The 21,902-nt window shown below is 71.9% G+C and carries 25 protein-coding genes and 1 tRNA gene; 11 read left to right on the forward strand and 15 right to left on the reverse strand.

Going from position 1 to position 21,902, the window contains the following annotated elements:
* Positions 1–30 precede the first annotated feature (30 nt).
* The gene (locus DEJ48_RS27205; protein WP_150218864.1) at positions 31–768 is read left to right on the forward strand and encodes a Tellurium resistance; all 738 of its coding nucleotides are present in this window, start codon (positions 31–33) and stop codon (positions 766–768) included.
* 16 nt (positions 769–784) lie between these two features.
* On the opposite strand, the gene DEJ48_RS27210 is transcribed toward DEJ48_RS27205, so the two are convergent.
* Positions 785–1,636, reverse strand: a complete 852-nt coding sequence (locus DEJ48_RS27210) for a TerD family protein (RefSeq protein ID WP_150218865.1) — start codon at positions 1,634–1,636, stop codon at positions 785–787.
* 246 nt (positions 1,637–1,882) lie between these two features.
* On the opposite strand from DEJ48_RS27210, the gene DEJ48_RS27215 reads away from it, so the two are divergent.
* From DEJ48_RS27215 to DEJ48_RS27230, 4 genes are read left to right on the forward strand one after another with little or no spacing between them, the layout of a single operon-like run.
* Positions 1,883–3,082, forward strand: a complete 1,200-nt coding sequence (locus DEJ48_RS27215; protein ID WP_150218866.1) for an HpcH/HpaI aldolase/citrate lyase family protein — start codon at positions 1,883–1,885, stop codon at positions 3,080–3,082.
* A 14-nt stretch (positions 3,083–3,096) separates the two neighbouring features.
* Positions 3,097–5,625, forward strand: coding sequence for a phosphoribosyltransferase (locus tag DEJ48_RS27220; RefSeq protein WP_190537622.1), 2,529 nt, complete (start codon positions 3,097–3,099; stop codon positions 5,623–5,625).
* Positions 5,622–6,437 carry an HAD family hydrolase gene (locus DEJ48_RS27225; RefSeq protein ID WP_150218868.1) on the forward strand — a complete coding sequence of 272 codons (816 nt, stop codon included), beginning with the start codon at positions 5,622–5,624 and terminating at the stop codon, positions 6,435–6,437. The genes DEJ48_RS27220 and DEJ48_RS27225 overlap by 4 nt, the downstream gene beginning before the upstream one ends.
* 9 nt (positions 6,438–6,446) lie before the next feature.
* Complete coding sequence (locus DEJ48_RS27230; protein WP_150218869.1) at positions 6,447–6,674, forward strand: FmdB family zinc ribbon protein; 228 nt, start codon at positions 6,447–6,449, stop codon at positions 6,672–6,674.
* A gap of 239 nt (positions 6,675–6,913) precedes the next feature.
* Here DEJ48_RS27230 and DEJ48_RS27235 read toward each other — a convergent pair whose 3' ends face one another.
* The 5 genes from DEJ48_RS27235 to DEJ48_RS27255 all read right to left on the reverse strand — a co-directional run bounded on the left by DEJ48_RS27235 (position 6,914) and on the right by DEJ48_RS27255 (position 11,560).
* Positions 6,914–7,888, reverse strand: a complete 975-nt coding sequence (locus DEJ48_RS27235; RefSeq protein WP_150218870.1) for a sugar kinase — start codon at positions 7,886–7,888, stop codon at positions 6,914–6,916.
* Positions 7,885–8,535 carry a bifunctional 4-hydroxy-2-oxoglutarate aldolase/2-dehydro-3-deoxy-phosphogluconate aldolase gene (locus tag DEJ48_RS27240; RefSeq protein WP_150218871.1) on the reverse strand — a complete coding sequence of 217 codons (651 nt, stop codon included), beginning with the start codon at positions 8,533–8,535 and terminating at the stop codon, positions 7,885–7,887. The genes DEJ48_RS27235 and DEJ48_RS27240 overlap by 4 nt, the downstream gene beginning before the upstream one ends.
* 23 nt (positions 8,536–8,558) lie before the next feature.
* The gene (locus DEJ48_RS27245; RefSeq protein WP_150218872.1) at positions 8,559–9,095 is read right to left on the reverse strand and encodes a DUF4383 domain-containing protein; all 537 of its coding nucleotides are present in this window, start codon (positions 9,093–9,095) and stop codon (positions 8,559–8,561) included.
* A gap of 111 nt (positions 9,096–9,206) precedes the next feature.
* On the reverse strand, positions 9,207–10,619 hold the full coding sequence (locus tag DEJ48_RS27250) for a hypothetical protein (protein ID WP_150218873.1): 1,413 nt from the start codon (positions 10,617–10,619) through the stop codon (positions 9,207–9,209).
* A gap of 77 nt (positions 10,620–10,696) precedes the next feature.
* A complete protein-coding gene (locus DEJ48_RS27255; RefSeq protein ID WP_150218874.1) occupies positions 10,697–11,560 on the reverse strand; it encodes a DUF4097 family beta strand repeat-containing protein in 864 nt (287 codons plus the stop codon).
* 198 nt (positions 11,561–11,758) lie between these two features.
* Here DEJ48_RS27255 and DEJ48_RS27260 point away from each other — a divergent pair.
* A tRNA-Val gene (locus DEJ48_RS27260) sits at positions 11,759–11,830 on the forward strand.
* A gap of 241 nt (positions 11,831–12,071) precedes the next feature.
* Positions 12,072–12,326 carry a helix-turn-helix domain-containing protein gene (locus tag DEJ48_RS27265; protein WP_223832219.1) on the forward strand — a complete coding sequence of 85 codons (255 nt, stop codon included), beginning with the start codon at positions 12,072–12,074 and terminating at the stop codon, positions 12,324–12,326.
* Between the two features lie 293 nt (positions 12,327–12,619).
* On the opposite strand, the gene DEJ48_RS27270 is transcribed toward DEJ48_RS27265, so the two are convergent.
* From DEJ48_RS27270 to DEJ48_RS27285, 4 genes are all read right to left on the reverse strand, one after another.
* Positions 12,620–12,955 (reverse strand): DUF397 domain-containing protein, encoded by a 336-nt coding sequence (locus DEJ48_RS27270; protein ID WP_150218876.1) that lies wholly within the window; start codon positions 12,953–12,955, stop codon positions 12,620–12,622.
* 84 nt (positions 12,956–13,039) lie between these two features.
* Complete coding sequence (locus DEJ48_RS27275; RefSeq protein ID WP_150218877.1) at positions 13,040–13,288, reverse strand: hypothetical protein; 249 nt, start codon at positions 13,286–13,288, stop codon at positions 13,040–13,042.
* Between the two features lie 205 nt (positions 13,289–13,493).
* Positions 13,494–13,892 carry a hypothetical protein gene (locus DEJ48_RS27280; protein WP_190537624.1) on the reverse strand — a complete coding sequence of 133 codons (399 nt, stop codon included), beginning with the start codon at positions 13,890–13,892 and terminating at the stop codon, positions 13,494–13,496.
* Positions 13,893–14,067: 175 nt separating this feature from the next.
* Positions 14,068–15,246, reverse strand: a complete 1,179-nt coding sequence (locus DEJ48_RS27285; RefSeq protein ID WP_150218879.1) for a helix-turn-helix domain-containing protein — start codon at positions 15,244–15,246, stop codon at positions 14,068–14,070.
* A 133-nt stretch (positions 15,247–15,379) separates the two neighbouring features.
* Between DEJ48_RS27285 and DEJ48_RS27290 the strand changes: the two genes are divergently transcribed.
* Entirely contained in the window at positions 15,380–15,925 is a 546-nt protein-coding gene (locus DEJ48_RS27290) for a flavoprotein (protein WP_150218880.1), read from the forward strand.
* A gap of 574 nt (positions 15,926–16,499) precedes the next feature.
* Here the strand turns inward: DEJ48_RS27290 and DEJ48_RS27295 are convergent.
* Positions 16,500–17,123, reverse strand: coding sequence for a hypothetical protein (locus DEJ48_RS27295; RefSeq protein ID WP_150218881.1), 624 nt, complete (start codon positions 17,121–17,123; stop codon positions 16,500–16,502).
* A gap of 555 nt (positions 17,124–17,678) precedes the next feature.
* On the opposite strand from DEJ48_RS27295, the gene DEJ48_RS27300 reads away from it, so the two are divergent.
* The gene (locus tag DEJ48_RS27300; protein ID WP_150218882.1) at positions 17,679–18,569 is read left to right on the forward strand and encodes a PRC and DUF2382 domain-containing protein; all 891 of its coding nucleotides are present in this window, start codon (positions 17,679–17,681) and stop codon (positions 18,567–18,569) included.
* A 93-nt stretch (positions 18,570–18,662) separates the two neighbouring features.
* Here DEJ48_RS27300 and DEJ48_RS27305 read toward each other — a convergent pair whose 3' ends face one another.
* Both DEJ48_RS27305 and DEJ48_RS27310 read right to left on the reverse strand, forming a co-directional pair.
* Positions 18,663–18,971, reverse strand: coding sequence for a hypothetical protein (locus DEJ48_RS27305; RefSeq protein WP_150218883.1), 309 nt, complete (start codon positions 18,969–18,971; stop codon positions 18,663–18,665).
* An 81-nt stretch (positions 18,972–19,052) separates the two neighbouring features.
* On the reverse strand, positions 19,053–19,409 hold the full coding sequence (locus DEJ48_RS27310) for a hypothetical protein (protein ID WP_150218884.1): 357 nt from the start codon (positions 19,407–19,409) through the stop codon (positions 19,053–19,055).
* A gap of 142 nt (positions 19,410–19,551) precedes the next feature.
* Between DEJ48_RS27310 and DEJ48_RS27315 the strand changes: the two genes are divergently transcribed.
* The gene (locus DEJ48_RS27315) at positions 19,552–19,779 is read left to right on the forward strand and encodes a DUF2277 domain-containing protein (protein ID WP_150218885.1); all 228 of its coding nucleotides are present in this window, start codon (positions 19,552–19,554) and stop codon (positions 19,777–19,779) included.
* Positions 19,780–19,858: 79 nt separating this feature from the next.
* On the opposite strand, the gene DEJ48_RS27320 is transcribed toward DEJ48_RS27315, so the two are convergent.
* Positions 19,859–20,485: a DedA family protein gene (locus tag DEJ48_RS27320; protein WP_150218886.1), complete on the reverse strand. Its 627-nt coding sequence runs from the start codon at positions 20,483–20,485 to the stop codon at positions 19,859–19,861.
* Positions 20,486–20,736: 251 nt separating this feature from the next.
* Here DEJ48_RS27320 and DEJ48_RS27325 point away from each other — a divergent pair, with 251 nt between their 5' ends.
* Positions 20,737–21,339: a superoxide dismutase family protein gene (locus DEJ48_RS27325; RefSeq protein WP_411757487.1), complete on the forward strand. Its 603-nt coding sequence runs from the start codon at positions 20,737–20,739 to the stop codon at positions 21,337–21,339.
* A gap of 83 nt (positions 21,340–21,422) precedes the next feature.
* Here the strand turns inward: DEJ48_RS27325 and DEJ48_RS27330 are convergent, their stop codons facing one another.
* On the reverse strand, positions 21,423–21,878 hold the full coding sequence (locus DEJ48_RS27330) for a DoxX family protein (RefSeq protein ID WP_150218887.1): 456 nt from the start codon (positions 21,876–21,878) through the stop codon (positions 21,423–21,425).
* Between the last annotated feature and the right edge of the window lie 24 nt (positions 21,879–21,902).

Below are 21,902 nucleotides of genomic sequence, written 5' to 3' on the forward strand. Positions count from 1 at the left end.
GTAGGTGGCACAAGGGCACTTGGGGGCGGAATGTCCTTCTGGGACGGTCTGTGGCGTGGGCGTTCGACGGACTATGAATCGGGCAGCGCCGCCACCAACTCCATCGAACTGACCAAGCGGCACCCGACGGTCTCGCTCTCCAAGCAGGGCGCGGCCACCGGCAACCTGCGGGTCAACCTGTCCTGGCAGATGCGGACGTCCGACCTGATCGGCAAGCCGCGCGGCGGCGGTCTGCTGCGGCACCCCTTCCAGATGTTCCGGCCCGAGCCGGTCCAGGCGCACACCCAGAGCATGGTCAACGTCGACCTCGACCTGGGCTGTCTGTACGAGCTGACCGACGGCGACAAGGGCGTGGTGCAGCCGCTGGGCAACTTCTTCGGAAGCCTCAACTCCCCGCCGTACGTGAAGGGCAGCGGCGACGACCGGTTCGGCTCCGGCTCGGGCGAGACGCTCTACGTCAACCTCGACCACCGGGAGTCGATCAAGCGGCTGCTGGTGTTCGTGTACATCTACGACCAGACCCCCGCCTTCGACCGTACGCACGCGAAGGTCACGCTCTACCCGAGCAACGGCCCCCGGATCGAGATCGACCTGGACGAGCGGCAGCCGCAGGCCCGCTCGTGCGCGGTCGTCTCCATCGAGAACGTCAAGGACGAGCTGATCGTGCGCCGCGAGGTCAAGTTCGTCTACGGCTTCCAGGCCGAGCTCGACCGGCTGTACGGCTGGGGGCTCCAGTGGGGCCGCGGCTACAAGTCCAAGGTGGGCTGAGCCCGTGCGGGCCCCGTCAGCGGGACAGGAACTGCGGCCCCTGCGGAGGCAGGCGGAAGTTCGGGTCCGGCATCGGGGTCACCGGCTGCGGATAGCCGTACGACGGCTGGGCGACCGGGGCCGGCTGCACGATCGGGGTCGGCTGGGTGGGCGCGGCCGGCGGATAGCCGTAGGAGGGCTGGGGCGCCGGGTGCCGGGGCGGCTCGGGCGGATAGCCGTACGAGGGCTGCGGCGGCGACTGCGGGGCGGGCTGGTGCTGCGGCATGGGCTGCTGGGGCGGCAGCGGGAAGGATGCCGAGGGCGCGGGCTCCGGGGCCGCGGAGTCCGAGTCGTCCACGGAGATGCCGAAGTCGGAGGCGAGACCCTCCAGGCCGTTGGAGTACCCCTCGCCGAGCGCGCGGAACTTCCAGCCCTCGCCGCGACGGTAGAGCTCCCCGCAGATCAGGGCGGTCTCCTCGCCGGTCTGCGGAGTGATGTCGAAGTGGGCGAGCGGCTCGCCGTCGGCGACGGCGGCGTCGTACAGCAGGATCCGCAGCGCGGGCACGTGCTCGAAGGCGACGCCCTCCGCCGACGCGGCGAGGAGCACGCGGCTCACGGCCGGGTCCATGCCCGCGAGGTCCGTCTGGATGGTGTCGGTCAGGCCCTCGGCGGTCCGCTTCTTGCCGAGCCGCCAGACCTTGCCCGCCGGGTGGCGCGGCTGGTTGTAGAAGACGAAGTCCTCGTCCGAGCGCACCCGCCCGTCGCCCCCCAGCAGCAGCGCCGACGCGTCGACGTCGGGGACGCCCTGGCCGGGGGTCCAGCGCAGCACGGCGCGGACGGCCGAGGCTTCGAGAGGGACGTTCGACCCCTTCAACATCGCGTGCGTCATGCGGTCATCCTGCCTTCCCCCACAGGGGTGGGACAACGCGGGGGGCCCAAGGTCCCGGCCGCGTCACCATGCTCCTGACCTGCGGGTGGTGCGAGCGTGCGACGGTTGTGTGGTGAGCATGTGTGACATGGCCGGGTTACCTGAAGTTCATGCCCGGAGGGAACCCCCGGCACCCGTCTCTACGTACTATTACCGGCCACATCAGAACGGTCCACGTCGACGAAACAGGCGATAGCAGGGAATCACATGCGTCATTTCGGGCATATCGCCCCAGAGGTGCGGCACCGCCTCTTCCACCGGGAGCCGTGTGCCTTCACCGCGGACTCCCCGCCCCACCTGCTCGCGCCCGCCCTGGGCGCCACGCTCTACAGCCCGGCCACCCGCCCCCGGCTCGCCGAGGACATCCTGAAACAGGCCGGGCGCGGCGTGACCTCCATGGTGGTCTGCCTGGAGGACTCCATCGACGACGCCGAGGTCGCCGACGCCGAGGAGAACCTGGTCCGGCAGTTCGCCGACCTGGCGGAGCGGGACGTGGAGCCGCCCCTGCTCTTCGTCCGGGTCCGCGCCGCCGAGCAGATACCCGACATGGTGCGCAGGCTCGGCGCGAGCGTCCGCCTGCTGTCCGGATTCGTGCTGCCCAAGTTCACCGAGGAGCGGGGCGTTCCGTTCCTGGAGGCCCTCGTGGCCGCGGAGGCGGAGCTTCCGGCGAGCCCTGGTGGGCCTCACTCCGGCGGCCCGGCGCGGCGGCTCTTCGCCATGCCCGTCCTGGAGTCGCCCGAGCTGCTGCACCTGGAGAGCCGTGCCGAGACGCTCTCCGGGATAGCTCGCACCGTCGACAAGTACCGCGACCGGATCCTCGCGCTGCGCCTCGGCGTCACCGACTTCTGCTCGGCGTACGGACTGCGCAGGCCGCCGGACATGACCGCGTACGACGTGCAGATCGTCGCCTCCGTCATCGCCGACGTGGTCAACGTGCTCGGCAGGGCCGACGGCACCGGTTTCACCGTGACCGGACCCGTCTGGGAGTACTTCCGGGTCCAGGAGCGGATGTTCAAGCCGCAGCTGCGCCGCAGCCCCTTCCTGGAGGGTCGCGCCGACGAACTGCGCCAGGCCCTCATCGAGCACGACATGGACGGCCTGCTCCGCGAGATCGAACTCGACCGGGCCAACGGCCTGCTCGGCAAGACCTGCATCCACCCCTCGCACGTACTGCCCGTGCACGCGCTCTCCGTGGTCAGCCACGAGGAGTTCAGCGACGCCGAGGACATCCTGCGCCCGGAGCGGGACGGCGGCGGGGTCCTGCGCTCCTCGTACACGAACAAGATGAACGAGGTGAAGCCGCACCGCGCCTGGGCCGAGCGGACGCTGCGCCGCGCCGAGGTCTTCGGCGTCGCGCGGGAGGACGTCGGATTCGTGGAACTGCTGACGGCGGGTCTTCCCAGCTGATGAATAAAAGGAATATGACGCACATATCGGAGAGCGAGAACGCGGTGCCGGACACGCCGGTGTGGACGGGGGACTGGGTCGCCGAGCGGCTCGGGGTCGGCCTCGACGGCGACGAGACGCTGCGCGGCATGCTCGGCCTCGCCCTGCGCCGCAACCCCAAGCGGGCTCACCTCCTGGTCTCCAACGTCCTGGGCAAGCACGTCCCGCAGCTCCCTTCGGTCGTGTACGCGGCCGGGCGCGACCTCGGCGTCCGGGTGCGGGACCTCCTCGGCGACGAGGAGGCCGCGCGCGCCGTCGTCCTCGGCTACGCGGAGACCGCGACCGGCCTCGGCCACGCCGTCGCCGACGGCGTCGCCCTCGCCCCCTACCTGCACTCCACCCGGCGCCCCGTCGAGGGCGTCGAGCGCGCGGGCGGCTTCGAGGAGTCCCACTCGCACGCCACCTCGCACCTGCTGCTGCCCGAGGACCCCTGGCTGCTCGCCGGGGACGGGCCGCTCGTCCTCGTCGACGACGAGTTCTCCACCGGCAACACCGTCCTGAACACCGTGCGCGCCCTCCACGAGCGCTTCCCCCGCGGGCGGTACGTCATCGTGGCGCTCGTCGACATGCGCTCGCCCGAGGACCAGGGGCGGCTCGCCGACTTCGCCCGGGAGATCGGCGCGCGCGTCGACCTCGTCGCGGCCGCGTCCGGGACGGTGCGGCTGCCCGACGGCGTCCTGGAGAAGGGCCAGGCGCTGGTCGCCGAGCACGAGGGCGGGTCAGGGAGCGCCGCCGTCCCGCAGCCGCGGGGGGAGCGCGGTCCGGTCGACCGCGTCGAACTCGGCTGGCCCGCGGGCGTTCCCGACGGCGGACGGCACGGCTTCACGCCCGCGCACCGCGCGGCCCTCGACGCGGCCCTGCCCGGCATGGCGGCCCGGATCGCGGACGCGCTGCCCGACAGCGCGCGCGGCGGCAGCGGCCGCGTGCTCGTCCTCGGCTTCGAAGAGCTGATGTACGCCCCGCTGGCGCTCGGCGTCGAGCTGGAACGCCGGACCGGGGCGGAGGTGCGGTTCTCCACCACGACCCGCTCGCCCGTCCTCGCCGTGGACGACCCCGGCTACGCGATACGCACCCGCCTCGCCTTCCCCGCGCACGACGAGCCCGCCGACGGACCCGGCACGCGGTACGCGTACAACGTCGCGGGCGCCGGCTTCGACGCGATCGTCGCCGTCGTGGACTCGGTCGCCGACACGCCCGAACTGCACGCCCGGGGAGGGCTGTTGGCGCAGCTGTCCGCACACACCGGACGCGTCCTGCTTGCGGTGGTCCCGTCGTACGTACCCGAGTACGCGTCTGAGCGCATCCCTGAACACGTGCCCGAGCAGGTTCCTGAAAGGTCCCGCATGCTTCCCGAGCCACTCCGTGGCCCCGCCTTCTCCTCGTACGCGCCCGAAGACGTCGGCTGGCTGCTCCAGGACCTCTCGGACGTGACGCTCGAAGCGCCCACGGAGGAACGCGAGGAGGCGATACAGAGCGGCGGCGCGCACTACGCCGAGTCGCTGCCCGTCGAGTACCAGCCGAGCGAGCGCTACCAGGAGCTGTTCCGCGCCGCGCTCGACACATCCGCCGCCCGCATCGCGCAGGCCGTCGGAACCGTCACCGAGACCGTGCTCGCGGAGCGGTCCCCGCGTCCGGTCCTCGTCTCCCTGGCCCGCGCGGGCACCCCCGTCGGCGTTCTGATGCGGCGCTGGGCCGCGCACCGGCACGGCCTCGACCTGCCGCACTACGCCGTGTCGATCGTCCGCGGCCGCGGCATCGACGCCAACGCCCTGCGCTGGCTCGCCGCCCACCACGACCCGGCCGACGTCGTCTTCGTCGACGGCTGGACCGGCAAGGGCGCGATCACCCGCGAACTGGCCGACGCGGTAAGGGAGTTCGAGGAGTCGGGCGGCCCCGCGGGCTTCAGCCCGGAGATCGCCGTGCTCGCCGACCCCGGCTCGTGCGTGCGCACCTACGGCACCCGCGAGGACTTCCTCATCCCCTCCGCCTGCCTCAACTCCACGGTCTCCGGCCTGATTTCACGTACCGTCCTGCGCGCGGACCTGGTCGGCCCCGACGACTTCCACGGCGGCAAGTTCTACCGCGAGCTCGCCGACGCCGACGTGTCCGTGCACTTCGTCGACGCGGTCGCCGCGCGCTTCGACGAGGTGACCGACGCGGTGGACGTACGCGTCAAGGAACTGCTCTCGGCCGACCGCGCGCCCACCTGGGAGGGCTGGGCCGCCGTCGAGCGGATCAGCGAGGAGTACGGCATCCACGACGTGAACCTCGTCAAGCCGGGCGTCGGCGAGACGACGCGCGTGCTGCTGCGCCGCGTGCCCTGGAAGATCCTGGCCCGCAAGGGGGCGGGCGCGGACCTCGACCACGTGCGCCTGCTCGCCGAGCAGCGGGGCGTGCCGGTGGAGGAGGTCGACGAACTCCCGTACACCTGCGTCGGGTTGATCCACCCCCAGTACACGCGCGGCGCGACGGGCGCGGACGGCAAGGCGGTGACGTCCCGATGACCGCGACCCGAATCGTCGCCAGCGACCTCGACCGCACCCTCATCTACTCCGCCGCCGCGCTCGGCCTGACCATGCCGGACGCACAGGCGCCGCGGCTGCTCTGCGTCGAGGTGTACGAGGGCAAGCCGCTGTCGTACGTCACCGAGACCGCCGCCGGGCTCCTCGACGAGCTGGCCCGCACGGCCATCTTCGTGCCGACCACGACGCGCACGCGCGAACAGTACGGGCGCATCCATCTCCCCGGGCCCGCGCCGAAGTTCGCGGTCTGCGCCAACGGCGGGCACCTGCTCGTCGACGGCGTCTCCGACCCCGACTGGCAGGCGACGGTCGCGCGCCGCCTCGCCGCGGAGTGCGCGACGCTCGACGAGGTCCGCGCGCATCTCGTGCGCACCGCCGATCCCGCCTGGCTGCTCAAGGAACGCGTCGCCGAGGACCTCTTCGCGTACCTCGTCGTCGATCGGGAGCTCCTGCCCGAGGAGTGGGTCAAGGAGCTCGCCGTCTGGGCGGAGGAGCGGGGCTGGACGGTCTCGCTCCAGGGCCGCAAGCTGTACGCCGTACCGAAGCCGCTCACCAAGAGCGCGGCCGTGCGGGAGGTCGCGCGGCGCGCCGGGGCCGAGGAGATCCTCGCCGCGGGCGACTCGCTGCTCGACGCGGACCTGCTGCTCGCGGCGGACCGCTCCTGGCGGCCGGGGCACGGGGAGCTCGCGGACACGGGGTTCGTGGCGGCGGGGCTCACGGTGCTTCCGGAGCGGGGGATCGCGGCGGGGGAGAAGATCGCCGGAGCGTTCCTGTCGGCGGTGGGGCCCCAGTAGCCTGGGGCCATGCCTCGTTATGAGTACCGGTGCCGGTCCTGTGGTGACACGTTCGAGCTGTCGCGTCCGATGGCGGAGTCGGGGGCGCCGGCGGAGTGCCCTGCGGGGCACGCGGACACGGTGAAGCTCCTTTCCGCGGTGGCGGTGGGCGGTTCCGCGTCGTCCCCGTCGTCCTCGTCCGCGCCTGCGGCCGGCGGTGGCGGCGGTGGGTGTTGTGGGGGCGGTTGCTGCGGCTGAGGTGGTGAGCTGCGGGTCCGTCTCGGCTGGTCGCGCAGTTCCCCGCGCCCCTAGGTGGTCCGTCCTGGCCTGCGCCGCAGCTGCGCCCCTAGGTGGTCCGTCCTGGCCCGCGCCGCAGCTGCGCCGCTAGGTGGTCCGTCCTGGCCCGCGCCGCAGCTGCGCCGCTAGGTGGTCCGTCCTGGCCCGCGCCGCAGTCGCGCCCCCAAGGGGCCGCCCTGTTCCGCGCCGCAGTCGTCGGGTCAGCGGACCACCGTGCCCGCTGCCGCCGTCAGCAGGGGGAGTTCCGATCTCGTGGGGGCTCCCTCCCAGTCGCCCCGGGAGGCCACCGCGAACGCGCCCGTGGTGACGGCGCGGTCCAGTCGGGTCGCCACGTCCGCGTCGTCGAGCAGCGCCGACAAGTAGCCGGCCACGAACGCGTCGCCCGCTCCCACCGCGTCCACCGCCTGGACCTGCCGTGCCGGGGAGTGCAGCGTGTCGTCGGCCGTGTGGACCGTCGCGCCGCGGGCGCCGAGCTTGACCACGAGTTCGCGGATTCCCCCGGACAGGAGGGACTTCTCCGACTCGGAATCGGGGGAGGGGGTCGGGAGGCACAGGGGGAGCTCGTCGTCGGAGGCGATGAGTACGTCGACGTAGGGGAGCCACCCGCGGAGTTCCGTCGCCGCTTCGTCCGCACTCCACAGGCGGGAGCGGAAGTTGACGTCCAGGCAGACCTGCGTGCCGTGGTCGCGGGCGAGCCGCAGCGCGCGTCGGCAGGCCTCCGCCGCCGACGGGCCGAGGGCCGGGGTGATGCCGGTGAGGTGCAGGACGCGCGGCGCCCCGCCCGCGAACGCCGCGTCCACGGCGGCGGGCGTCAGGCGTGAACCCGCCGAGCCCGCGCGGTAGTAGTGCACGCGGGTCACATCGGGCAGCCGAGGCTCGAAGAGGAGCAGACCCGTCGGCACCGACGGATCCCGCGTGGCGGCGCCGACGTCGACGCCCTCCGCGCGCAGCGTGCGCAGCACCAGCTCGCCGGCCTCGTCGTCACCGACCGCCCCCGCCCAGCGGACGGCGTGGCCGAGGCGCGACAGGCCGATGGCGACGTTGCTCTCGGCCCCGGCGATGGACACGTCCATGGTGCCGCCCAGCTTGAGGGGGCCGCCGCCGCGCAGGGCCATCATGGTCTCGCCGAGGGTGAGGACGTCGGGGGCAGCGGGGGCGTGCGGAGTGTGGGTCATCGGGGCGTCGCCTTCTCCGTCACCTGGACGAACTCCGCCGCCCGCGCGCGCAGCTCGTTCAGGTCGCCGCCGTCGGCCGCGTCGCCGATCAGCGGCGAGCCGACGCCCACCGCGACCGCGCCGAGCTCCAGATACGCCTCCGCGGCCACCGCGTCCACGCCGCCGACCGGTACGAACGGGACGTCCGGGAACGGGGCGCGCAACGCCTTGAGGTAGCTCGGCCCGCCCATCGCCGACGCGGGGAAGATCTTCAGCGCCGTCACGCCCGCCGCCCGGGCCGCGATCACATCGGTGGGCGTGAGGACGCCGCCGAGCACCGGAAGGCCGAGCCGGACTGCCTCGTCGACGCCCTCACCGAGACCGGGCGTGACGATCAGGTTGGCGCCCGCGTCGGCCGCCCGGCGCGCGTCGTCGGCGGTCAGGACCGTCCCCGCGCCGAGCCAGGCCTCCGCGCCCAGCTCGGCCCGCGCCCGCCGCAGCACGCCGAGCGCGTCGGCGCCGCTGAGGGAGACCTCGACGAGAGGGACGCCGGACTCCACGAGCGTCATGACCGTACGGAAGGAGGCGTCGGGGTCGGAGCCGCGCACGATGGCGACGAGGCGCCGCGCCCGGAGAGCCGCGGGAAAGACCGAGGAAGAGTCGAGCATCTCCCCACATTCGCACAGCCGTTTCAGCCGGCGTGATCCGGGTGGCGCGCCTTCCAGTAGGGGTTGTCGGGCGAGAGACCGCCGCTGACCCTGCCGTACATCCCGAAGACCATGAGCAGCAGCCCCACCACGAAGCTGAAGAGGACGTTCTGCATCCGGAAGGCCAGGATGTTCTGGCTCCGGTCCAGCAGGGCGAGGTTGACGAAGCCGCTGACCACGAACAGGATCCCCAGGACCATGTTCAGGGTCGAGGCGAAGTTGCCGCCGATCACCATGCCGACCAGGAGCAGCAGCCCGACGGCGATCGACAGGACGCTGAGGGCACCGTTCGTACTGAGTCCGGCGACCGTGTCGCCCCGCGTGTCGAAGAATCCGATCTTGTCGATGAGGCCGAGAACGCCGAACGCGAGCAGGACGAGCCCCATCAGCCCCGCGCCCGCGCGGTAGACCTGGTTCAGCCGGTGGTCGACGGGCAGGTGCTCGTCGAGCGTGATGCGGCGCCGCTCACGGCGTTTCCGCTGCCCCCGCTTCGTCCCCGGATGAAGCACATGTGTGGCCATGGCCGCCTCCTGGTGCGTACGTGACTCGCACGTGACTCCAGGATCCGTCCGTACGGGGCCTCCTGCCACACGTAGGCGTGCGCGTCGGCCCGGGTGCGGACCCGGGACCCGTCAGGCGCCCTGCCCCCGCTCCTCCCGTATCTGCGCGACCACGCGCGCCACGGTCGTGCGGACCGCCTCGGTCTCGGTCAGGAAGTGCCAGTAGTCGGGGTGGCGGCCCTCCAGGGACGCCACCGCGCGGTCCAGGCGCGCCACGGACTCGTCGAGCGGCCGGGCGTGGCGCTGCTCGGGCGTCTGGCGTCCCGCCATCGCCAGGCGCTGCGCGTCCCGGATCGCGAAGCGGGTGCGCTCGATCTCCTGCTGCGGGTCCTTGGACACCGCGTTGAGCCGCTGGAGACGGTCGCCGGCCGCCGACACCGCCTCGTCCGTCGTGTTCAGCAGCGCCCGGACCGTGGACAGCCGCGAGGTGGCGTCGGGCCAGCGCTGCTCGGCGCGCGCCTGCTGGGCCTCCTTCAGCTTGGCCTCGGCCTGGCGCACGTTCTCCGCGGCCTGGTCGGGGACGTGCTGCAGGTCCTGCCAGCACGCGGCGGTGAAGCGGCGCCGCAGCTCGCTGAGGACGGGGTCGACCTGGCCCGTGCGGGTCGTCAGGGCTTGCGCGCGGGTACGCAGCGAGACCAGGCGGCGGTCGATCTCGGCGGCCCGCTCGGGCAGCCGCTCGGCCTCGGCGCGCACGGCCTCCGCGTCGCGCAGGACGCGGTCGGCGCGCTGCAGCGTCTCCGGTACGCCGTGGCGGCCCGCGCCCTGGTTGAGCTTGGTCAGCTCGGGGCCGAGGGCCGCGAGGCGGGCGGCGAGGTCGTCGGCCTTCAGGCCGGCCGCGCGCACGGAGTCGAGGGCGTTGCTGGCGGCGAGCAGCGTCTGGCGGGCCCGCTCCACGGCGGGGGCGAGCCGGGCGAGCTGGGTCTCCGCCTTGTCGAGCAGCGGCCCGAGCCCCTGCTGGAAACGTTCCAGGTCCTGCTTGGCCTTGCCGAGCTCCGTCTTCGCGGCGGTGAGCTCGGTCCTCGCGCGGGCCGCGACGGAGGACTCCAGGTCGTCCCGGTCCAGGTCATGGGCGTCCACCGCGCTGATGTACTGGTGGCTGACCTCGTCGATGCGGTGCCCGATCGCCTCGAAGTCGGAGACGGCGCGCTGGGCCGCGGGCGAGGAGTCGACGGCGACGATCGTCTCGATGGAGATGCGGAGGTCGCGCTGGGCGGTGTCCAACTCGTAGAAGGCCGCGGCGGCGGCGTCCTTCGCCGCCTGCGCCTCGGCCCGCAGGCTCTCGCCGCGCCCCCCGAACCAGCGCCGGGTGCCGCCGCCCGCGAACGCGGCCGGGACGGCGAGGGCGAGCAGCGGTAGGGAGAGCGTGACGGCGGTGACGAGGGCGAGGGTGTCACGCAGGGGGCCCGGGCGTGCGCGCCCGCGGGCCGTCGCGCCCCTGATCCCCGCTCTGTCCGGTGTGTACGGCTGCGAAGGTGTCGCCGTCACTATCCCTCTCCCGTGCTGTCATCCGCCCTGCCCGGTGTCACATTCTCCCACCGGTTGAAGACGAATACACGGGCCCGTTAGTTCGCGCTGCGCACCGTGACTTTGCCGTCGGCGCTGTGGACGGAGATGTGGTGGGGGCTGCTGTCGTCCCTGGGCACCGACACGTCGACGGCGCTGTCGGAGGTCTCGGTCCGCACGTCGTACCGGACGCGCTCGCCGTCCTTCGTCCTCGGCACCGCGATGTCGACGGAGCCGTCCTTGCCACGGGTCTCGACGCGGTCGGGCACGGAGGCCAGCTCCAGGCGTACGGACCCGTCCTTGGCGTCGACGGCCACGCGCCGCGACGTCACGTCGCGCGCGGTGACGGATCCGTCGGAGCTGCGCAGGTCGAGGCGGCCCTTCACCCCCTCGACGGTGATCGACCCGTCGGAACTGTTCAGGTCGAGCGCGGCACCGGCGTCCTTGACGGTGACGGACCCGTCCCGCGTACGCACCTTCATCGCGTCCCGGAACCCGCTCGCCGTGACACTCCCGTCCCTGTTCTCGACGTTCACGGCGACCCCGCGGGGCACTTCCACGCGGTGCTTGGCCGAGCAGTTGGCGATGACTCCGGAGCACGACATGCCGAGCGTGAGCCGGTCGCCGTCCATCTCCCACGTCACCTTGGGGTCCCCGCCGAGCAGAGTCTCCCCGTCGAACCACCGGGTCACCTGCACGCCCTTGGCACCCTCGCCCGCCGGGACCAGTTCGAGCGAGGAGTCGCTGGACTCGACGGTCAGCGTCTTCCCCGCCAGGGCGAACGTCCGGTGCTCCGGCTCGGAGTCGTCGTCGGCGTCCGCCCCGCACGCGCCGACGAGCAGGGAGACGGCCACGGTCGCGCCGACGGCGGCGAGGGCGCGGGTGGCGCGGGCGGCGCGCGAGCGACGGGCGTGGACGGTCATGACGGACTCCCCCTGGAATGATCTTGCTCTCTCCCGACAGACTCTACGGAACCGCCCGAGCCGGGAGGATCCAGGCCGCCGCAGATTCCGAGGTGGGGTTAACCCCCCTGACCGCCCAGCCCGCCACCCTCCCCGCAGCGGCGCAAAAGGGGTTTGCGGGGCACTGCCTGCGGCAAGGTAGGCTGTCCACTCGTTCCCGGGCGCGTAGCTCAGGGGTAGAGCGCCTCCCTTACAAGGAGGATGTCGGCGGTTCGAAACCGTCCGCGCCCACCGGTAGCAAGCAGCAGGTGAAAGCCTGTTTTGAGGCCCCCTGACTGTGTTCGGTCAGGGGGCCTCTTTGCGCTCTGAGTCCACTAACAGTCCACATCCCCCGGCGATCATGAGGCGCTCATCACTCGTCCGAGGGACTGGACGGGCGAGACCCTTTGCAAAGAGTCGCTCTCGACGAGGGCTGGCGCGTCTTCCTACGCGCGCCAGACGCGCGCTCGTGACCTCCTGCGGTGCCCGAGCGGTGAGGCCCGACCCGCAGGCCGCGCGACAGCCCGCTCCGCCCTCGCCCCGCGTTTTCGCCGCCCGCCGGGCCGTCGGCGCCCGCATCCAAGCCGCACGCTTCCACGCGAACCTCACCCGAGAGGGCCTCGCCGAGCGCGCCGGGCTCGACTGCCGGTCGGTCAACCGCATCGAGCGGAGGCACGCCTCGCCCATCGTCGACAACCCGGTCCGCATCGCCGACGCGCTCGGCGTGCCGCTGCGCGATCTCGTGTAGCGGGGTGCGGCCTCGGCCGGATCGGGGGAACCGGTCGAGACCGCACACGTCAGGTTGCTGGTGCGCGCACGCGCCAGTAGGGGCTGTCCAGCACGGCGTTCTGTCGCCGGACCACCGCGTACGTCTCCGCAGGCGTCCGCCCGAGGGGCGTACAGACGTGGCAGATGTGAGTACCCGTACTGCTGCGGATCGTCGACGCCGGCGGGCCCGTGTGCGCGCTGCACACCGGACCGCCTTCGAGTGACTGACGGTTGTCGGCCGGTGCCTGCCCAGCCTCGCCTGCTGCGGGCGGATCAGGTTGTGGCGGCAGCTGCTTCGAGCTCGTCCTCGCTCGCCCGGAACTCGTCGAACTCACCGTTGACCACCCCGTCGAAGAACTTGGAGATTTCGGCCCGGCTCATGTACAGGACCGGCGACTCCGGGTCCTTGTCGTCACTGATCGCGATCATGCGTGTCCCGTCGGGGATGCTGTGGTGCGGGTGGTTTTGGGCGTCCGGCGCCGCGGCGAGGATCACGCATTCCTTCAGAATCGGGTCGAGGTCGGTCTTGCCGGCCTTCCGCCAGTCGAGGTGCGGCGCGTGCCAGTTGTCGTACGGGATCGTGGTGCGGCCGTTGGTGAGCGTGCCCATGGGGCGCCTCCTGATGGGTTGATCCCTGACCGGGTCAGGGCTAGGTCACCTGTCGCGTGCACGGCAGGAGTACGTGGGGGTAGTTCAGTCCGTTCGGGCCGAGGATCGGGCCTGAGCGCGCACTGTCTTCAGCGCCGCGCTCTCCATCTGGCGCGGGCAGATGCACGGGCAGTTCTGCTCGGCGCCGACGACGAGCTCGCCCCCACGGGCGATGCTGACCCGAGTCATCTGGTCGCAGTCGTGCGGCTCCGGCGTATCCGTCACCAGGCGTCGCAGGCACGGCGAGCACGGCAACGGCAGCGGCTCGGCCGGGTCTGCCGGGGTGTCGGTCACTGAGGGACCTCTCCGAGGGGCATGGGGGGCTCGGGGCCCTGCAGCACGGTGTGTACCGCGCGCAGTGCCCGGCGCATCCGTGCGCCCTCCTCGCACTCCTCGGTTCGGCAGGCGAGGCAACCGAGCTGGTGCGTTCGGAGCATCCCGTCCACGGTCTGCGAGGCCGCTTCAGGGCTGAAAACCCAGACGGCCAGCGGCTCGGTGCTCATCGTGCGCCCGCCCGTCGCGGGTCGCGGGCCATGTGGACGAGCGCGGCGACGGACGGGATGGCGCACAGGTCGCCGACAATGCGGGGCCGCACCGTCCAGTACAGGCCGGTCGGGCCCGTGAGGTCGGAGGCCGGTACGGACAGGAACTGCCCAGCGCCCAGCATCGGGGCCTGCGGGTACTCCTGCGTCCACCTCTGCGCGTTGGTGAGCTCGACGAGCGCGTAGTACTGGTGCTGCGGCCTGTTGTGGATGACCGGTCCGCCGAGCAGCTCGGCGAGCGCGCGAACCACGTCGTCCGAGTCACTGGTGCCCAGCGCGACGTGCACGAGCGGGGCGGGCAGGTATACGGAGTTGAACCGCTTCCCCAGCGGCAGGAGAGCGATGCCTGTTTGCATCCACTCCTTGTGTGCCTGCTCCGGCGCCGCCTGCGCGCGCGCCAGCCAGTCGAACGCGGCACTGCATGTCTGATGCGTGTTCACCGTCTGCCCCTGCCGTCTGCGTCTTCCCTCGGTCCGACAAGGGTGACGAAGCGAAAGGGGACCAACTGTCACTCTTCAGTGACAGTGGATGTCACAGGCCGAGCCACGCAGACATGTGGCCCAGGGCGTCGGGAGTCCTGCGCGCCTGGTGCACGAGCCCCTCGATCGTTGCGCGTGCGCCCGGGTGGTACCGAGTCTGTTGTGGCGCGACCTCGCGCGCTTTGGCGATGGACTTCAGCGCTGCCTCTGTACGGCCCGTCTCCATCTCCGACCGACCCCGGTCGATCAGTACGTGAGCACGACGGGAAGTGGGCCACGTGTGAGGCACCTTGATCTTCCGTGCCTTCTCAACAGCCTTGCCGTACTGGCCCATCTCCGTCAGCGCGGACAGCTCGTGTGCGGCCCAGTTCGTCGGCCCGAACGACAGCCAGTGCACATGCTCGACGGCGCCGGCCCGCTTCGCGATCTGTTTGGCCTCCCGCAAGTGCTCCTGCACTGCGGCCTCATCGCGGGCGCGCGCGGCGATGACGGTGGCGCCGAGGTGCAGCTGTCCGGCCACGGCCAGGGACTCCGGGGATTCACCGGTCGCGTCGAGGAGGCGATGGCCTGCGTTTACGAGGCGAAGCCCGATGGTGTGCTCGCCCTCACGGTGATAGACGAGGCCGCGCATGTACTGGCGCACGGCCGAGAGCACCGGATCGGAGGCCCGCTGCGCGGCCCATTCCATACGGTCGAGCGCGATGGTCGAGAGGTCGTAGAAGCCGAGCTTGACCGTCACGTCGTGAGCAGTCCGGTAGGTGGACCCAAGCGCGGCCCATACCTCTGTGGACGGGGTGCGGTAGGCCGCCGTCGTGAGTTCGCTGATCAGCAGAGGCAGTGTCACGGCAGCCTTGTTGAGCTGGGTGGCCCGAACCTGCTGGCACAGGGTGTCTGCTGCTGCCACCAGCTGCGGCGTCTCGCGTGTGGCCACGTCGGGGTCGGCGCCGAGGTCGAACAGGTCGAGCGATTCACGGATGGGCCGGATCAGCCCGGCGAGCCGGTCCTGCTGCAGCTCGGTCATGTACGGCTGTCCTGTCAGGGTGGTCACGTCCACCCGCAACACTCGAGCGCAAGCCGCAGTGAAGGCGGGACTCGCTGCCTTGTGGCCACCCTCGACCTGGTGAAGAAGGCTGTACGAGTACCCGATCTTCTTGGCCAAGCCGTCCTGCGTGTATCCGGCCAGCTTCCTGTACTTCGCGATACGGGCGCCGGGGTGGTCGTCTCTGGACATACTGGAACTCCGTTCCTGGCTCACCACTTGGAACGGTACTCGCGCTCGGTAGCGCTGGCCCGGCTTCTGCCCCCGATCCGCCTGGATCGGGGGCAGTTGCATGCGGCCAGCCGTCCGGGGTGGGATGGCGTCCATGACCTCACGCACCCTGTATCTGTTCGGCTCGGCCGCTCCTCCCGTCTTCGAGCTGGCCGGAGTGATCGAGACGGCGCAGGCCGATGGGTGGGACGTCTGCCTGGGGCTGACGCCGAGCGCGGCCCGCTGGCTCGACGACAGCCTCGACGAGTTGGCTGCGCTCACCGGGCACCCAGTGCGCAGCGAGTACAAGCGGCCCGGTGAGGACGACGCATGGCCGAAGGCGGACGTCATCCTCTTCGCTCCGGCCACGTTCAACTCCATCAACTCGTGGGCAGCGGGGTTCACCTCGTCGTTCGTTGTCGGCGTCGTTGCCGAGGCGATCGGCAAGGAGATCCCGACCGTCGCGATGCCCTGCGTGAACGCGGCCTATGCCCAACACCGTGCGCTGGACCGGAGCATCGCCGAGCTGCGCGAGCAAGGGGTCGCGGTCCTGTACAAGGAGGAAGGCGGGTTCACACCGAACCCGGCCGGGTCCGGGAAGCCGAAGGCGTACCCGTGGGCCGCGGCGCTTGCCGCGGCCAAGAAGGTCGCCCCGGCATAACGAAAGGGCCCCCTCCCGCCCACCACGTTCTCGACTCACAGGCCAGTGCGCCCCATCGGCGCCCACCGCGACACGTCACGAAGCGCATATGCGTGAATGCCCGGGTAGGTGCCCGGGGAATACATCATGTGGACAGCCGACGGCATCGTCGCCCCTCTTGCGAGAGGCGGCGACGTCCCCGGCCCTCAACTCCCGTAGCGTGCCTGCGCGCTTCCGCGGCGCGAGCCCTGCGGTCGAGGCGGGGTCCGGCCGCAGGGGAGCCCAGGAGCGGCCGGAACCTGCCCCGCTCAGCGTCCCGCCACCCTGACCCATGGCCAATGCAATGCCCAGCCGTCCCGCCCTCCCGTACGAGCCACTACAGGTACTGCCGCCGGTGCGGATCGAGGCCCATCGAGAGCGGGCCAGGATCGCATTCCGCCCCTTGCCCTGGCCGTGAAGCCGGATGACCTCGGCGCGCTCCCCGTCGGTGACGAGACCGCCCTTGCTGCCCTGAGGACGTGTCATGGCAGACACCTCCTCGGGCGTACGAGGGCCCGGCCACGTAGGGTCGCGACCGGGCCGGGCTGAAAGTCGATCAGCAGGACTCTGTGAACTTCACCGCGCCGAGCTTCACCGGCTGCCCGTCGAGCTTGGCGCCTGCGGCAGGGTCTTGCGTGCATACCTTCCAGTTCGACTCCATGAGGATGAACCGACTCTGTCCGGACGCGTCCTCGACGGTGAGGCTCGTGCCCGAGTCGAGGGCGCCGCGCGCGACCTTGACGGCCTTGCCCTTGAAGTCAGGCATGGTCGCGCCTGCAGCTGCCGGTTCCTCGGCGCCGGCGTCCTTGCCCGGGCAGGTCTCTTCCAGCTTGACCGTGGCGAAGTCGACCTTCGTGTCAGTCGGGTGGGTACCGGCCTTCGGGGTCTGCGAGCAAACCTTCCAGTTCCGGTCGAAGGCCTGCATGCGGTCGCGGCCGAGTGCATCGTGCGAGGTGAGGCCGTAGAACCCTGCCCCCTGAGCCTGGTCCTGGGCGGACTGGAGGCCCTTGCCGGTCATGTCGGGGAGTGCTGCTGTCTCGGTCTTGTCGTCTGCGTCCTGGGCGGCGGAGGGCTTGTCCTTGCTGCTGCCGGTGCTGGAGTCCTCGTCGGGGCCGCAGCTGGTGAGCGTGAGCAGGCTGACGCTAGCGATGAGTGCCGCGATGGCGGTGCGGGTGTGCATGATCCCCCCTGGGATGTGCATGTGCTGAAAGGGGCCATCATGCGGCATGTGGGGAGATCGTGAAGGCGTAGTGACGTCGCTGTGACACGAAAGTGGCGGTGCGGGGCCGATGAGGCGTCGCGGACGGCGGCGACGAACGCGGCGGGCGAGACCGGCGGTGGGGCCGAGGGTGAGGACGGTTCGGGGGTGTCGCTCGTGGCGTCGGTCGGCTGCTCCCCGACGGGCGGCTCTGGCTCCTCGGCGGCCGCTGCCGCGGGGGTTTTCGGTGTCCATCCGCGCTGGGCGCCCCGGATGGCTCCGCCGCGTTCGGTCCGGTGAGCGGCAGGGAATCGATCAACCCCCTACCTCGAATGGGCTAACCGGTCGGTGGGTGGGCAGATCGGGTCGATCGGCGCAGGCGTGCCGCTGAGGGGGCCTCGCAGCGCGCTCCGTGCACGTTCCGTCACTTTCCTGGTTGCGGTGTGCCGCCGGGCGGCGCGCGATGGAGGGGAAGCGTGCGTCTGTCGTGGCGAGTAACGACATCGCCCGTCGCGCGCTCCGAGGGAGTGATCACCCATGACGCAGGGCGAAGGCTTCACCAACCCCGACGGGCTCACGGGCCTGACGGCCTACGACCGCACCGGCGAAAAGATCGGCAGCGTCGAGCAGGTCTATCTCGACGACCGCAGCGGCCGCCCCGAGTGGGTCACCGTCAAGACCGGCCTCTTCGGCATGAAGCAGAGCTTCGTCCCGCTCGCCGGAGCCCGCCGCCAGGACGACCAGCTGCACGTGGCGACGACCAAGGAAGCCGTCAAGGACGCTCCCCGCATCGACGCCGACCAGCACATCGAGCCGGGTGAGGAGCACGAGCTCTACGCCCACTACGGGCTGACCCGGCCCGAGTCGACCACCCGTGGCGCGGCCGGTGGCGCGCCGGCGGCCGGTGTGCGCGGCCGTGAGGGCATGCGCGAGCGCGAGGGCATGGCCGGTGCGGGCGCGGGTGCCGGCATGGTCGGAGCGGGCGCCGCGAGCCGATCGACGGGTCGTGACGACACCAAGTCCGACGAGATGATCCGCTCCGAGGAGCGGCTGCGGGTCGGCACCGAGGAGGAAGTGGTCGGCCAGGCCCGGCTGCGCAAGGTGGTCGTCACCGAGGACGTGAAGACGTCCGTGCCCCTCTCCCACGAAGAGGTCCGTGTCGTCCGCGAGCCCATCCGTGAGGGTGACGGCACGCGCGCGAGCATCGGCGAGGCCGAGGCCGAGGTGACCCTGCACGCCGAGAAGGCGGTCGTCCGCAAGGAGTCCGTGCCGGTCGAGCGCGTGCGCCTGGAGACCGAGCGGGTCACCGAGACGCAAGAGGTCTCGGACACGGTCCGCAAGGAGCAGATCGAGTACGACCGCGCCAAGGGCGAGCGTGGCGCGAAGGGCGAGGGCTGGCGCGACCGGAAGCAGGGTCCGCGTCACTGACGTCCGCCGCCCGCCGGTCGGCGCTGCCGCGACTGCGGTGCGAAGGCCCCCCGCCTGTCCCGGCGGGGGGCCTTCGGCTGTCTCGTGGCCGGGTCAGCGGCCGGATCCCGGGTGCGTTCTGCGGTACCGGCGGTCCCAGCGTTCCTGGCGCTCCTTGCGGATGCGGTAGTCGCGGTAGGTCTTGGGGTAGCCACCGCCTCCACCTCCGCTGCCGCCGCCTCCCCCCATGCCTCCGCTGCCGCTCGCGGCGCCGCCGCCCGAACCGCTCTTCTTGGCGGCGGAGCCGCCCTCGTAGAAGCGGACCAGGTAGAAGGCGAGTGCTGCCGCGGCGAGCCAGAGCAGTGGCTGGTTGAAGCCCAGGCCGAAGAGGGCCAGGATCGCGACGACTATCAGGACGTTCAAGGCTGCACCTCCATGGCTCGAAGGGGGCTCTCGTGCGTGGCTGGTAGCGAGTCAACGCCCGCCCTCTGCGGCTGTCAATGGCTAGGAGGAGAGGGACTCGTCCGGCGTTCCGCGGGCGTGTTTGAGGGCGGCGCGCGCGGCAACGTTGTCGGGTCCCGTGACCTGTTCCCAGTACTTGTGGCACGTCACGAAAACCGCCAACTCCCGCTCTTTGGCGCGCAGTTCCTCCACCTCGGCCTGCTCTTCCCGGGACCATCCGGGGGAGGCGGGGCGTTCCGTCCTGCGCCAGCCGCTGGAGTCGCTGAACCCGTCGTGGGGCTCGACCGACCAGGGCAGACGTTTGAGCAGCGCCAGGAGCGCGGAGCGGACCCGGTGCAGTTCCTCCTGGCCGGCGAGGAGGTCGGTCGGGAAGTCATGGGGGGCTGGGGTGGCGGGCACGCCGTAATGGTACTCCTGTTCGAATTACGTGTGCGAGTGAAGCGCGCGCACGATCGAGCCGACTTCTCCGGGGATGGGGGTGGGGGTGGGGACGAGCCGACTTCTCCGGGACGGGAACGAGCCGCGGTGGCAAGCTGGAGGCATGTGCCGAAGCATCAAGACGCTGCGTCCGCCCGCGATCCCCGAGGACGCCACTGAGGACGAGATTCGCGCGGCCGCGCTCCAGTACGTCCGCAAGGTCTCCGGCTTCCGCGCCCCCGCCGCCCACAACCGCGAGGTCTTCGACCACGCGGTGGACGCGGTGGCGAAGGCGACGGAGGAGCTGCTGGCGGGGCTGGAGGTACGGGGGGCCGCGGCGCGGGCGTCGTAGGCGCCGACGGGGCGATCAGGCCGCGATCGGCGGCTCGCGCCCCGCGTGCCGTAAGCCCGCCGTCAGTCCGCCGTGGCCGTCAGCCCGCCGTCGTCGTCGGCTTCGGGCGGCGTACGAGGAAGGCCGCCCCCGCCCCCGCCGCGAACAGCGCGAGCAGTGAGACGCCCGTCGCCAGCCACGTCGCGCCCAGCCACTGGGCGCCGAAGTAGCCGAGGGCGACGCTGTAGCCGGCCCAGGCCACGCCCGCCAGGGCCGACCAGGGGAGGAACTCGCGCACCCTGCGGTGGGCCGCGCCCGCGCCGAGGGAGACGATCGAACGGCCGGCCGGTGCGAAGCGGGCGATGACGACGAGGACGCCGCCGCCCCGTGCGAGCGCCGTGCCGAGGCGTTCCTGCGCGGTGGTCAGGCGCCGGGAACGGGCGATGGCGCGGTCGAGCCGTTCGCCGCCGCGCCAGGCGAGCCGGAAGGCGACCATGTCGCCGAGCACGGACGCCGTGGCCGCGCAGAGGGTGAGCATCATGATGTCGGGCACGGCGTGCGGGACCTGCCCCGCCGCTCCCGTTCCCGCCGCCGCGGCCGCAGTCGCCGACATGATGACGATGACCCCGCTCGGCAGGACGGGCACGAAGACGTCGAACAGGACGGACAGGGCCACGACCGCGTAGATCCACGGACTGCCGGTCAACGCCCCCACAACTTCAAGCACCGTAACTCCCCGTTACTCCCCGATCGGCAGCGCGTTGCCGCTGTTGTCGCGGAGAACGGCAGGGGCGGCCTTGGTGACAGCTGTACAGCGTACGCCGCGTGCGGGGCGCGGAGATCCACTGGGGCTTAGATGTTCCCTACATCACGTTCACCCGGCTGCCTCCCCCGATGCGGCGTACGGCCCCGAAGTCCCGTACGAACGAGTAGGACGGCACGAGCGAGGGACGGTGGCGGGCGATGGTGACGGTGGCGATGGCACGTACGGCGACGCGGATGGTCGCGGGCGCGGTGGTGGCGGTGCTGGCTGCGGGCGGCGGGCCGGTGGGTCCGGCGCACGCGGCCGGGTCCGCCTGGGCGCGGGCCGAGGCGTGGTTCGCGCCGCCGGCGGCCTTCATCCCGTCGCCGGCGGTCACGTACGACACGGCGTTGGTGCCCGCGGCGTCCTGGATCGAGGTGGAGCAGCGCAGCGTCGAGGGCGGCGCCACGACCGTCACGCTGAAGGTCAAGGGCATGAAGGCGGGGCACGCGTACGGCGTGCACGTGCACCAGAAGCCGTGCGCGGCGAAGCCGGAGGCGGCGGGCGGTCACTACCAGCACCGCGTCGACCCGGTCCAGCCGTCGAAGGACCCCGCGTACGTCAACGCGGAGAACGAGGTGTGGCTCGACTTCACCGCCCGAGCGGACGGCTCCGGAAGTGCGACCGCACGGCACGACTGGGGCTTCAGGCCCGGCGAGGCGGCTTCCGTCGTGCTGCATGACGAGCCGGGCGGCGCCGGTGACCGCGCCGCGTGCTTCACGGTGCCGTTCGCGGCCCTGCCGGAGGCGCAGAAGTCGGGCGGGGCGTGGGGGGCGTGACAAAAGGCCCCCGGTGAAAAGAGGCCCCAGTGAAAAAGGCCCCCCTCCCCGCACGCAGCGGGGAGAGGGGCGCGCCGTGCGGGTCAGGCCGCGACCGGCGTGCGCTTCGCCTCCGCGTCCTCCTCGTCGCCGCTCCTGCCCCGCGAGGCGAAGAGCCGGTCCAGGCCGAACGCGCCGGACCCGGTGAAGACGAAGAGCAGCATCGCCCAGCAGAAGATCGCCGCGGCCTCGCCGCCGTTCTCCATGGGCCACAGTGCCTCGGGCTGGTGGACCTTGAAGTAGGCGTAGGCCATCGAGCCGGACGAGATGAACGCGGCGGCGCGGGTGCCGAGGCCCAGCAGGACCAGGGCGCCGCCGACGAGCTGGATGACGGCCGCGTACCAGCTGGGCCAGGTGCCGGCGTCGATCGTGCCGCCGCCGTCCGCGCCGCCGAGGACGCCGAAGAGGGACGCGGCGCCGTGGCAGGCGAAGAGCAGGCCGATCACGATGCGGAACAGGCCGAGGGCGTAGGGCTGGGCGCTGTCGAGACGTCCAGTCATGGTGGGGGACTCCTTCGGTTGGGG

The sequence above is a fragment of the Streptomyces venezuelae genome (assembly GCF_008642315.1).
GTDB classification, from domain to species: Bacteria; Actinomycetota; Actinomycetes; order Streptomycetales; family Streptomycetaceae; genus Streptomyces; species Streptomyces venezuelae_D.

What these genes read in the sequence shown, in the direction of transcription:
- DEJ48_RS27205 (WP_150218864.1), top strand. Translation starts at nt 31, where the DNA reads ATGTCCTTCTGGGACGGTCTGTGGCGTGGGCGTTCGACGGACTATGAA.
- DEJ48_RS27210 (WP_150218865.1), bottom strand. Translation starts at nt 1,636, where the DNA reads ATGACGCACGCGATGTTGAAGGGGTCGAACGTCCCTCTCGAAGCCTCG.
- DEJ48_RS27215 (WP_150218866.1), top strand. Translation starts at nt 1,883, where the DNA reads ATGCGTCATTTCGGGCATATCGCCCCAGAGGTGCGGCACCGCCTCTTC.
- DEJ48_RS27220 (WP_190537622.1), top strand. Translation starts at nt 3,097, where the DNA reads ATGACGCACATATCGGAGAGCGAGAACGCGGTGCCGGACACGCCGGTG.
- DEJ48_RS27225 (WP_150218868.1), top strand. Translation starts at nt 5,622, where the DNA reads ATGACCGCGACCCGAATCGTCGCCAGCGACCTCGACCGCACCCTCATC.
- DEJ48_RS27230 (WP_150218869.1), top strand. Translation starts at nt 6,447, where the DNA reads ATGCCTCGTTATGAGTACCGGTGCCGGTCCTGTGGTGACACGTTCGAG.
- DEJ48_RS27235 (WP_150218870.1), bottom strand. Translation starts at nt 7,888, where the DNA reads ATGACCCACACTCCGCACGCCCCCGCTGCCCCCGACGTCCTCACCCTC.
- DEJ48_RS27240 (WP_150218871.1), bottom strand. Translation starts at nt 8,535, where the DNA reads ATGCTCGACTCTTCCTCGGTCTTTCCCGCGGCTCTCCGGGCGCGGCGC.
- DEJ48_RS27245 (WP_150218872.1), bottom strand. Translation starts at nt 9,095, where the DNA reads ATGGCCACACATGTGCTTCATCCGGGGACGAAGCGGGGGCAGCGGAAA.
- DEJ48_RS27255 (WP_150218874.1), bottom strand. Translation starts at nt 11,560, where the DNA reads ATGACCGTCCACGCCCGTCGCTCGCGCGCCGCCCGCGCCACCCGCGCC.
- DEJ48_RS27270 (WP_150218876.1), bottom strand. Translation starts at nt 12,955, where the DNA reads ATGGGCACGCTCACCAACGGCCGCACCACGATCCCGTACGACAACTGG.
- DEJ48_RS27280 (WP_190537624.1), bottom strand. Translation starts at nt 13,892, where the DNA reads ATGCAAACAGGCATCGCTCTCCTGCCGCTGGGGAAGCGGTTCAACTCC.
- DEJ48_RS27285 (WP_150218879.1), bottom strand. Translation starts at nt 15,246, where the DNA reads ATGTCCAGAGACGACCACCCCGGCGCCCGTATCGCGAAGTACAGGAAG.
- DEJ48_RS27290 (WP_150218880.1), top strand. Translation starts at nt 15,380, where the DNA reads ATGACCTCACGCACCCTGTATCTGTTCGGCTCGGCCGCTCCTCCCGTC.
- DEJ48_RS27295 (WP_150218881.1), bottom strand. Translation starts at nt 17,123, where the DNA reads ATGCACACCCGCACCGCCATCGCGGCACTCATCGCTAGCGTCAGCCTG.
- DEJ48_RS27300 (WP_150218882.1), top strand. Translation starts at nt 17,679, where the DNA reads ATGACGCAGGGCGAAGGCTTCACCAACCCCGACGGGCTCACGGGCCTG.
- DEJ48_RS27315 (WP_150218885.1), top strand. Translation starts at nt 19,552, where the DNA reads ATGTGCCGAAGCATCAAGACGCTGCGTCCGCCCGCGATCCCCGAGGAC.
- DEJ48_RS27325 (WP_411757487.1), top strand. Translation starts at nt 20,737, where the DNA reads ATGGCACGTACGGCGACGCGGATGGTCGCGGGCGCGGTGGTGGCGGTG.
- DEJ48_RS27330 (WP_150218887.1), bottom strand. Translation starts at nt 21,878, where the DNA reads ATGACTGGACGTCTCGACAGCGCCCAGCCCTACGCCCTCGGCCTGTTC.